Source organism: Gammaproteobacteria bacterium, assembly GCA_029882975.1.
In the GTDB taxonomy this organism is placed as follows: Bacteria; Pseudomonadota; Gammaproteobacteria; order SZUA-152; family SZUA-152; genus JAJDNG01.
In genome coordinates this window covers 81,789-91,011 of the sequence record JAOUJW010000020.1, presented here as the reverse complement: position 1 = coordinate 91,011, position 9,223 = coordinate 81,789, and the positions used below count along the sequence as shown (strand labels likewise).

At 45.0% G+C, this 9,223-nt stretch carries 12 protein-coding genes; 8 read left to right on the top strand and 4 right to left on the bottom strand.

Features of this window, described 5'->3' with window-relative positions:
• Nucleotides 1–180: 180 nt before the first annotated feature.
• Nucleotides 181–561, bottom strand: a complete 381-nt coding sequence (locus tag OEY58_14850) for a hypothetical protein (GenBank protein ID MDH5326733.1) — start codon at nucleotides 559–561, stop codon at nucleotides 181–183.
• Nucleotides 562–620: 59 nt separating this feature from the next.
• On the opposite strand from OEY58_14850, the gene OEY58_14845 reads away from it, so the two are divergent.
• Nucleotides 621–1,169: an SRPBCC family protein gene (locus tag OEY58_14845; GenBank protein ID MDH5326732.1), complete on the top strand. Its 549-nt coding sequence runs from the start codon at nucleotides 621–623 to the stop codon at nucleotides 1,167–1,169.
• A gap of 89 nt (nucleotides 1,170–1,258) precedes the next feature.
• On the opposite strand, the gene OEY58_14840 is transcribed toward OEY58_14845, so the two are convergent.
• On the bottom strand, nucleotides 1,259–1,705 hold the full coding sequence (locus OEY58_14840) for a DsrE family protein (GenBank protein MDH5326731.1): 447 nt from the start codon (nucleotides 1,703–1,705) through the stop codon (nucleotides 1,259–1,261).
• Between the two features lie 190 nt (nucleotides 1,706–1,895).
• Here OEY58_14840 and OEY58_14835 point away from each other — a divergent pair, with 190 nt between their 5' ends.
• The 6 genes from OEY58_14835 to OEY58_14810 all read left to right on the top strand — a co-directional run bounded on the left by OEY58_14835 (nucleotide 1,896) and on the right by OEY58_14810 (nucleotide 6,721).
• Nucleotides 1,896–2,453, top strand: coding sequence for an RNA polymerase sigma factor (locus OEY58_14835; GenBank protein MDH5326730.1), 558 nt, complete (start codon nucleotides 1,896–1,898; stop codon nucleotides 2,451–2,453).
• Nucleotides 2,450–3,160, top strand: coding sequence for a hypothetical protein (locus OEY58_14830; protein MDH5326729.1), 711 nt, complete (start codon nucleotides 2,450–2,452; stop codon nucleotides 3,158–3,160). The genes OEY58_14835 and OEY58_14830 overlap by 4 nt, the downstream gene beginning before the upstream one ends.
• 81 nt (nucleotides 3,161–3,241) lie before the next feature.
• The gene (locus tag OEY58_14825) at nucleotides 3,242–3,964 is read left to right on the top strand and encodes an ion transporter (GenBank protein MDH5326728.1); all 723 of its coding nucleotides are present in this window, start codon (nucleotides 3,242–3,244) and stop codon (nucleotides 3,962–3,964) included.
• A gap of 130 nt (nucleotides 3,965–4,094) precedes the next feature.
• A complete protein-coding gene (locus tag OEY58_14820) occupies nucleotides 4,095–4,502 on the top strand; it encodes a bacteriohemerythrin (protein ID MDH5326727.1) in 408 nt (135 codons plus the stop codon).
• Between the two features lie 181 nt (nucleotides 4,503–4,683).
• A complete protein-coding gene (locus OEY58_14815; GenBank protein ID MDH5326726.1) occupies nucleotides 4,684–5,646 on the top strand; it encodes an MBL fold metallo-hydrolase in 963 nt (320 codons plus the stop codon).
• A gap of 523 nt (nucleotides 5,647–6,169) precedes the next feature.
• Nucleotides 6,170–6,721, top strand: coding sequence for a hypothetical protein (locus OEY58_14810; GenBank protein ID MDH5326725.1), 552 nt, complete (start codon nucleotides 6,170–6,172; stop codon nucleotides 6,719–6,721).
• Nucleotides 6,722–6,744: 23 nt separating this feature from the next.
• Here OEY58_14810 and OEY58_14805 read toward each other — a convergent pair whose 3' ends face one another.
• On the bottom strand, nucleotides 6,745–7,455 hold the full coding sequence (locus OEY58_14805; protein ID MDH5326724.1) for a rhodanese-like domain-containing protein: 711 nt from the start codon (nucleotides 7,453–7,455) through the stop codon (nucleotides 6,745–6,747).
• 79 nt (nucleotides 7,456–7,534) lie between these two features.
• The gene (locus tag OEY58_14800) at nucleotides 7,535–7,873 is read right to left on the bottom strand and encodes a hypothetical protein (protein ID MDH5326723.1); all 339 of its coding nucleotides are present in this window, start codon (nucleotides 7,871–7,873) and stop codon (nucleotides 7,535–7,537) included.
• Nucleotides 7,874–8,264: 391 nt separating this feature from the next.
• Between OEY58_14800 and OEY58_14795 the strand changes: the two genes are divergently transcribed.
• Nucleotides 8,265–9,212, top strand: a complete 948-nt coding sequence (locus OEY58_14795; GenBank protein ID MDH5326722.1) for a hypothetical protein — start codon at nucleotides 8,265–8,267, stop codon at nucleotides 9,210–9,212.
• Nucleotides 9,213–9,223: the final 11 nt, after the last annotated feature.

Here is a 9,223-nt window from a genome sequence, read left to right as displayed (position 1 = left end):
AGGAATAAATTGGTAAGTGCGAGGCGAAAAACGCAGGGAATATCGGGAATATTTTCAAGTTTTTCAACGAAGCAATTGACAATTTAGGCCTCATATATGCCATTCACGGAGTTAATCAGAGGTTCCTTAGGTAAACCTATTCAAATCGATTCGGAACGGCAATTTGAGTTGCGACGCGGCTTAGTCTTTCTTCTTAAATAGTGCTTCCAACGCATCGCGTGGATTTTGGGGCGGCTTGGATTCCGGTTCTCCTTTGTTACCAAACAACGCTTCCAACTGTTGCCGTGCATCCTGCTGTTGTTTTTGTTGAGTCGTATTGTGAGCGCCTGACTTGAGGGAGAAATAGTCACAAAAATTGGCGCGCTCCTTATCCCGTACTTCTTCGGCAATGGGTTCGGCGCAGGATTTGGCTTTTCCTGTGTCGTAGTACAGGCACATCTTGCAGACCAGAAGATCGGCTGAGCACTGTTTGCATGCTGCGGAACGGGCCAACGGCAAGGGTTCACCCTGTATTTCGGCGCCGCATTTCCAACATACCAGCATTTCAGTAAAATGGCTCATTTTTCTAATCTCAAGTTTTGAATGGCCAGTACTAAGTATACACGGTTGGGAAGTTCTCTATGAAAATTTTGTTAAAGTTGTTTGTATCACTGCTTGTAGCCATGGTGTTGGCGGTCTTGATAATTGCAGCCGTGGTCCCCGGTGAGTATGAATTGGAACGCAATATTGTGGTTAATCGCGATATCACATATGTATTTAATTACATCAAGCATTTAAAGAATCAATCTAACTATAGCGTCTGGGCTAAATTGGATCCGGACATGAAAAAGGCCTATCGTGGTGAGGATGGCCGCAAAGGTTTTGTCTACGCCTGGGATAGCACTAAAAGACATGTGGGCAAAGGCGAACAGGAAATTGTCAGAATTGAGGAAGGGGTTAGCATAGAAACAGAAGTGCGGTTTTATAAGCCGTTTGACTCGGTTAATGTCAGCTATATGGGTACCGAGAAACAGGCTGGGGGTAACACGCGGGTCACTTGGGTGTTTCGAGGTAAGATGCCATATCCTTTCAGTATTTTCCTATTGTTTATGAATATGGACCAGGAAGTGGGAGAGGACTTACAGCAGGGCTTGGTGAATTTGAAAACCGTTTTGGAGGCAAGGTCCTGACCTTGGCTCTGGCTGGGATAAATGAAAAGGCATTAAAAAACCGCCACATAGCAATGTGGCGGTTCTATCCTAATACGGAATTTCCCGGATTAAGGGCGGATATAAGCATATCCTTGAGATTGCAGTTCCATAATGCGGACAACGCCAGCATTAACCACTTTAACACCTTCGGTCAATTTAGGTGCTTTACCGGTTTTCTTTTCCACTTTTTTCATGGTGTTGCCACAAGCGCTGAAAGTGATGTTTTGTTGTGCCAGGCTTTTTACACGGCCGGCTTCTTTGCTTTTTGCCGTCAGTAAGCCCAGACCGGGTCCATAGGCAACGATTTCAACGTCCACATTGTCCATTCCGTACAATTTTTGAACATTTACCGCATTGTTCAAAGCGATTTTTTGGGTGCGAGCGTCATCGGTACTTACTTGAATGACCAGCTTGTGCTTGGCTTCAAAGTCACCAGCAACGGCCAGCATAGGTGCACACAGTAACAGTAGTGCGGCGATTATCCCTTTGTTTTGTAATAGTTTTGTGTAATGCATCAGGTTTACCCTCCAAAAGTTGGCGTAGTCATTTAATAGTAATATTTGACATGATTACCGTGCGCATAGTAGCACGTGTTTTAAATAGACGCATCTAGCTTGGTTTTTATTCCCGCCATTGTGAAAAAAATGTATTTTTTTGGAATAATTCTGATGAAACTACGTCTTAATATGAAGACAAGGCTAATAAATGAATCCCATATTTTTTAAAAAACGTGTTTTAGAACAAATAGAGTCTCGCTGGGACCGAATGTATCGGGTGGCCTATGCCTGGACTCATGATCCCCATTTGTCTAGGGATCTGGTTCAGGAAACTGCCAGTCGGGCAATACGTAAGTATAAGCAGTTACAAGACATTCAGGCCCTGGATGCTTGGTTGTTTCGGATTCTCTCCAATTGTTGGTATGACGTCTGCAGGCAAAACAAACACTTACAGGAGTTGACCGATGAACATCAGTTGGTGGATTACCGCACCCCGGAAACGGACCAGTACCAAAATGAAGTGGTGCGTAAAGTGCAGAGCGCTTTGACTCAGTTGCCTCTGGAGCAGCGTCAGATTATTACGCTGATCGATTTGGAAGGTTTTAGTTACAGCGAAGTGGCGGAAATTGTTGGTGTGCCCATAGGCACGGTCATGAGCCGGGTGTGTCGGGCCAGAAATAAATTAAAAGTCGTGTTTGAAACGATGGATATTACGAGTAAACCTAATGCAGTCAAAAGCAGTGAACATGTTCGGAGAATAAAATGAGTCGAGATGATTTGATCTCTGATGAAAAAATAAATGCATTTATCGATGCCCAATTGGCCCCGGAAGAACGTGCGCGGATGTTAGTTCTAATGCAAAAAGATACCGAGCTACGGGATAGAGTCAATCAATTGCGCGGTATCAAAGAGATGGTGAGTCTGGTTTATAATAGCCCGCCTCAACCTTTGTTGACACCTCAGCGTAACTCGCGTAACAGGGCAAAAATTACGTTTGCCGCCGGCGTATTGCTGGTATTGGGATTTAGCCTGGGATGGTGGTTGCATCTCAGTGTTGTTACAACTCCGTTGCAAGTGGCTGCGGAGAAAGCGTTACAGTATGCTGATTCAAAACAAAAGGTGCTGTTTCATGTCAGTACCATGGATGCCCCCAGTGTCGAGTTGGCATTGGTAGAGGCGGAGCGTTTATTGCTCAAGCATCGGCAGTTACACTCGCCCTTGGATGTAGAAATTGTGGTGAACTCCAAAGGCTTGGATGTATTGAGACAAAGCTCGCCTTTTGCATTGAAAGTACGGTATCTGGCCAGTACCTACGATAACGTGACTTTCCTGGCATGTGGCCAGTCCAGAGAAAATGCGCGACAACGGGAAGGACGACCAATTGAATTATTACCCGAAGCGGTTCTGGTACCTACGGCCCTGGACCGAATTGTAAGACGCATCAAGACTGGATGGACCTATATTAAGGTGTGAGGGTGTGCTTGCCCGGCTATTTGTTAAAATAGGTTCCATGCTTCAAAATTAGGCGCTTCTCAGACTCTGGAGATAGTGCCGATGGCAATATTGGAAAAACGCATCATTGCACAAATGGTGAACAGTACGGAACACCTATCCGGCCGTGTGTTTACCTTTTCTGTGCAGTTTCTAATCATTCTATCCTTAATTACATTTTCGGTCGACACTCTGCCCGATTTGTCGCCATGGACCAAACAATGGTTGCAGTGGATAGAAGTGTTCACTGTCGCCGTATTTTCCCTAGAGTATGTTTTGCGGATTTATGTCGCTCCTCAGAAACTCAAATTTATATTTAGTTTTTTTGGTTTAGTGGATTTGATCGCCATACTACCCTTTTATTTGGCGACCGGTTTGGATTTACGTACGGTACGGGTATTCCGGTTTTTGCGGCTGGTGAGAATTCTGAAACTGTTGAAATACAGTCAGGCCGTGAAGCGCTACCGCAGGGCGTTGCTTCTGGTGAAAGAGGAATTAGTGCTGTTTGGTTTTGTTACGTTGATTGTGTTGTATCTGTCTGCAGTGGGCATTTATTACTTTGAGAGCGCGGCTCAACCGCAACATTATCAGTCGGTGTTTCATAGCCTTTGGTGGGCGGTGACAACATTAACCACGGTGGGTTATGGTGATATGTACCCTGTCACCATAGGTGGGCGTGTGTTTACCTTTTTTGTTCTAATGGTCGGGCTTGGAGTAGTGGCTGTGCCTACCGGTTTGCTGGCCTCCGCATTATCTCAGGTGCGCAATGAAGGCAAATTTAAATAACATAGAGAAATACTAGGTTAATGGTTGGAGATGTTTAGGATTTCTCATATTTTTTTGTTAAAACTTTGTTAAAGATTGAGGCTGAAATCCCGTAATTTTCACTGTGAAATGAATCTTGCAGGAGAAAGCAATGGAAAAAATAAATTGGGATAAATCCTATAGCGTTAACGTCGACATGCTGGATACGCAACACCAAAACTTGTTCGCCATTATTAACAAGTTCTATGATGTAGTGCAAGCTAAAAAGGATACGAGCACGTTATCGACGGTGTTCAAACAAGTGCTGGATTACACCCAGACACATTTTAAAATTGAGGAGCACTATTTAAAAAAATACGGTTACCCTGATATAGAAAAGCACATGCTGTTGCATTCAACTCTGGTGGATCGAGCCCAAACGCTGTATTCGGATATCAATGCAGGAAAATCCGGAGCTGCGGAAAATGCAATTGGTTTTCTCAAGGACTGGTTAGAAGGTCATATTAAAGGGGTGGATACCAAGTATAGTTCACACTTAAACCAACATGGTATGCACTGATCTTTTTGCTGGGACTTGTCCTCGGGTGGTTATGTAAATAACCACCCACCTTTCATTCCTTCACTCCGACATTGAATTATTGTCACCTTATTGTCATTTTTTCTTTTAGCTCTTACCCCGCCAGGAGCAACTAGGCTACTTTTGTGTAATAAATTTTGGCTGCAATTCTAGGAGGCGGATCGTGAGGCGGAAAAAAATCGGTTTTATTTTATTGACTGTGATCTACATGATCGTAGCGGGAGTCGCATTTGCGGCGCAAAACCAAACCCCGGGCTTGCACAACCCCAACGTCAATCAGGTGTCCCCCCGAGTGTTTGCTTTGGTAGGGGACATGGATGTGCCCAATGAAACCAATACCGGATTTATTTGTAACAGTGTGTTTATTGTGACAGACACGTCTGTCGTTGTGGTTGATCCCGGAGGGTCTCTGCAGGTGGGGCGAATGATACTGGAACAAATTCGCAAAGTGAGTGATAAGCCGGTATCCCATGTATTTAACACCCATCATCATGCGGACCACTGGATGGGTAACCATGCATTCGCAGAGTTATCACCTCCTCCCAAGTTATTGGGTCATGCTTATATGTTAGACACGGCTGCAGAGATCGGTGAGCGCTGGCTGAAAATAATTGCGGATATGACCAAAGGTGGCAACAAGGGCACCAAAGTTGTGTTGCCAACCACCGCACTGCAAGGGGGTGAAACCTTCACCGTTGGTGGTGTGGAAATCAAAGTGTTGCATCCACCCCATGCCCACACTCAAGGTGATTTAATATTGCACTTACCTCAGGAAAAAATTCTGATCGCCGGCGACGTGCTATTTTATTTGCGTACCCCCGGTTTTCAGGATGCCAGCCCCTTAGGTAATGCCAGGGCTTTGGATGAGCTAATTAATCTCGATGTTATGCATGTGATTCCCGGTCATGGCCCTGTGACTGATAAGCAGGGGATTCAATACATGCGCAACTACTTGACGCTGTTGCAACAACAGGTGGAAAAATTCTTCGAGCAGGGTTTGGCTGATTATGAAATGAAAGACAAAATCGACGTGGGTCAGTATCGCTCCATGTCGGGATTTAAGGAGCGCTTTGGGATTAATGTAAATCGGATGTTTTTGGAAGTAGAGAAGCAGGAATTTCAGTAAAAATGTTGTTCAATAAAATGATTTTATTGCTCAATTTATATCCATATAAAAAACCAATGAATATCAAAGAATAAAAATATTTTAGTTAAATAATCAGGAAATTAGCCATATAAACTCTTTATAACCACTATATTGACATGGAAATAATAGTGTCATATATTTTTGAAATGCGGTATGTGTAGGCATTGTCCTACGCGATGCTCGCGTGGATTAAATGTTTATAGAGGAGTGGTTATGGATTACGGTTACGTTATTGCATTCACTGTAGCGGGAATTATTTTGCTGACGGTCATCAAAGATGCATTCAAATCTTAAGAATTTTTCCCTCTAGCAGGGTAATTATAATAAAAGTAGTATCCCCCCATGCAAAAGCCCTGAACCTCAGGGCTTTTTTTTGCCTCCGTACCGCCTTAACGCCTGTCAGATTTCATCAGAATTCATAACCGTTTGGCCCTTGTCCAACGCCGGAAAAATATTTTTCCCGTGTTTAATACATCATAAGAACTTAAATGGGAGAAAGGCCATGACTTTTAATATGACTCGAATAGTGGATACGTTTTTGCTGATTGCTTTCCCGCTGGCATTGTTGGCTTTGTTTTCCAGTGAGCCCAAAGCGTCTGAAACATCCCTGGACGATGCTGCAAATGCCACTAAGGTTCAGGCGATTATTGAGGATTACGCTCATCCTCGCTTTGCAGACTTGATCAGTCCTCTGGTTACTGAGACTCGCCATATGCCCAAGGCCCCGGGAGTACCCCAAGCATGTGTGTTGAATTTTGCGACGGGTCAGTACGAAATCGGTAGCAGTGATCTGCGGATCTTGCGCCAGCATGCGAAATTCCTGGCGGCCAACCCCGGCTTGTTGCTGATTGTCAGCCACACTGTGGAATCCGTTGCTCTGGATGGATTGGATCAACTGAATCGGCAGCGGTCTGAAACCGTGTTTCAAAGTTTGCTGCGTTATGGTGCTCCGCCGGAGCAGATAATGGTGGATGCCGGTAATTCGGGGCTGGATGGTCGTGTAGAACTGCAGTACACAGCATTGCCGCTGCAGCATATAAACAGCGCCATCTAGAACGTGGCGCTGTTTAATTACCTTTACTGTTTGGGTACTACTACCGTGAGTCCCAACAACTGCCAGGACTGCATGCCGCCGCGATAATAGTGTAATTTTTCCGGTGGGTAACCCATTCTGATCAGTCCTTTTATGGCTCTGGGTGATTGACCGCACCACATGCCGTTACACCACAATAAAACATCTTTCGCGTCAGTAAAGTCCCATTTGGCGGACTTTTGCATCCCGGTCAGTTTTAGTACCGAGTTCCAAAGTTTTTTCACAAAGCTCGGTCGGGCGTGTTTTTTCACGCCTAATTTGCCCAATGCGACACTTTTGACCAGATCGTCCTGATCGTCATCAAAGGTGGTGAAAGGAATATTGATAGAACCCGGTATGGTGCCTTTTTGGTGCCAACTGGGTGTGCGTGCATCTACTAAAACGCCGGTTCCATTGTTAAGCTGATTTTTTACAAATTGAAGTAATTCCAGTTCTCCAATGGTGTTGACACCCGGTGCCACATGCATAGGTTGGATGCAAAACGGCGGGCATTTTCTCGAAGTTTTGGAAAAGCCGCCGGTTAGAACGTTGTTTTGGTTCTGTATACGTTGAATTCTAACAATTTCCCCTTCGTGCACCGTTTCAACAAATGGCGTTTCCGCTTCAATGTTGACATCCAAGCCAAAGGCGTTGGGAGTGAAACTGACGAAAAGTGCTATTCCAATTGAGACGACGCTCTTATAGTTATACTGCATATCAACAGCCCCCAATCATATCGTTGATGTGCCAATTTCAACACAGTCCGGCGCCATAAACAACAACCGGACACGGGAATTATTTTTGACCGAAGTAGAGATCGAAGATTTTTTTGCTGGCCGCAGACAATTTTTTGTCTTCGCCGTAGGTCGCCAACACCTGGCTCTTGTTTTCAAGGCTTAGTTTTCTAAAGAACTTATACGTGGCCGGTCGTTCGAATTTTAATAGCTGAGTAAACTCTTGCAATTTTTCGGCTTTCACCGGAGGAAGCTTGGCATTGGACTTTGTAGCGCTACGTTGCGCTTCTTTTTCCAGTTCATCGAGATAATTGTCAGCTTGGCTGCTAAACGGCAGTGATAATAATAGAGTGAAGGCCAAAATCCAAACGGTTTTTGAAGTTGCTTTTACTCTTATCATAACATGTCCCCTGATATTCATTACTTTACACTTACTTTGTTACCTGGGTTTGGATTTCCGTAAAAACCGAATACAGCGTGGTGGATTGATCCATTATCGGTCCCGTGTGTATCGCTTAGTTTTAGTTATTGTTATGTCCTGTGTTTCCCAGGTGCTTTTTGCAACGAATGTCCGTTTCTTAAGTGCAAATTAACATAAAAGTCATGTTGAAACCAAGGTGAATCCTGTATTGTTTATATGGAAATATTGAGGGGCGTGTTGTAACTTATTGTTAGTTAACGTATAAATCTTTCGATGGCCAGACCAGTCCCGACAAATGGTGCTTTGGGCTGGAGGACTGGCGCTAATGTTGCAGGGGGCCTGTAGTAATTGAGCAAACCTAAGGATGCTTATGTTTTCACTGTTACCCAAGCAGGACAAAGATCACTATTCTCTAGTGTTACATGACACCAATCTTACTATGGTGTGCTTGCAGCACGAGGAGAGCGGCGCCCGACTTAAAAAGTTGGAAATGCTTCCCGGGTTTTCATTTGACCAAGAATTGAATACCAAAAAAGTCAGGAATTTTTTAAAACAGGAAGAATGTTCCTCGGTGGTGGATTTTGGCGACTACAAACTTTTAAGTGTAGAAGCCCCGGATGTACCGCCAAACGAGTTAAAGGCGGCAATACGTTGGCAGATTAAAGATTTGGTGGATTTTCATATCGATGATGCCGTGTTGGATGTGTTCGATATGCCTCCCAGTGGAGCGGACAATCGGAAACACCATTTGTATGTGGTCGTGGCCCGTATGTCCGTTATCAAACGGAAAGTGGAGTTACTCCAGTCCTGTCGCGCCAATTTGAATGTGATAGACGTGCCCGAATTGGTGCTACGCAACATTTCTTCCTGTTTACCGGAAGATCGGCAGGGTGTGGTGTTGGTCTATCTGGCACAAAATCACGGGCTGATTACAATTACCTGCGAATCGACGCTCTATCTTGCGCGGGGGCTGGAATTTGGGCACACGACATTGCATCCGGAGCCTGCTGCCGAATCCACGGAGGCATTCGAGCGCGTACAAGTGAATATGGACCGCATTGTGTTGGAGGTTCAACGCTCCTTGGATTACTACGATCGCTATTTTTCCCGACCGCCGGTGGCCGGACTGGTGCTATGCCCCCTGCCTTGGAGCGATTCTGTTTTACCGCAATATCTCTCCAGCAATTTGGGTCTGGAGTGTCGGGAGCTGGATTTGAGAGACATCATCAGCAGCGATATAAGCTTGGAGCGCGAGGTGCAGGCATACGCGACCATGGCAATTGGAGCTGCCCTACGCCGTGATGTGGTCGCCTTGTAAAAGTCTGAGCA

What these genes read in the sequence shown, in the direction of transcription:
- OEY58_14810 (MDH5326725.1), top strand. Translation starts at nt 6,170, where the DNA reads ATGACTTTTAATATGACTCGAATAGTGGATACGTTTTTGCTGATTGCT.
- OEY58_14850 (MDH5326733.1), bottom strand. Translation starts at nt 561, where the DNA reads ATGAGCCATTTTACTGAAATGCTGGTATGTTGGAAATGCGGCGCCGAA.
- OEY58_14845 (MDH5326732.1), top strand. Translation starts at nt 621, where the DNA reads ATGAAAATTTTGTTAAAGTTGTTTGTATCACTGCTTGTAGCCATGGTG.
- OEY58_14795 (MDH5326722.1), top strand. Translation starts at nt 8,265, where the DNA reads ATGTTTTCACTGTTACCCAAGCAGGACAAAGATCACTATTCTCTAGTG.
- OEY58_14830 (MDH5326729.1), top strand. Translation starts at nt 2,450, where the DNA reads ATGAGTCGAGATGATTTGATCTCTGATGAAAAAATAAATGCATTTATC.
- OEY58_14800 (MDH5326723.1), bottom strand. Translation starts at nt 7,873, where the DNA reads ATGATAAGAGTAAAAGCAACTTCAAAAACCGTTTGGATTTTGGCCTTC.
- OEY58_14835 (MDH5326730.1), top strand. Translation starts at nt 1,896, where the DNA reads ATGAATCCCATATTTTTTAAAAAACGTGTTTTAGAACAAATAGAGTCT.
- OEY58_14820 (MDH5326727.1), top strand. Translation starts at nt 4,095, where the DNA reads ATGGAAAAAATAAATTGGGATAAATCCTATAGCGTTAACGTCGACATG.
- OEY58_14840 (MDH5326731.1), bottom strand. Translation starts at nt 1,705, where the DNA reads ATGCATTACACAAAACTATTACAAAACAAAGGGATAATCGCCGCACTA.
- OEY58_14805 (MDH5326724.1), bottom strand. Translation starts at nt 7,455, where the DNA reads ATGCAGTATAACTATAAGAGCGTCGTCTCAATTGGAATAGCACTTTTC.
- OEY58_14825 (MDH5326728.1), top strand. Translation starts at nt 3,242, where the DNA reads ATGGCAATATTGGAAAAACGCATCATTGCACAAATGGTGAACAGTACG.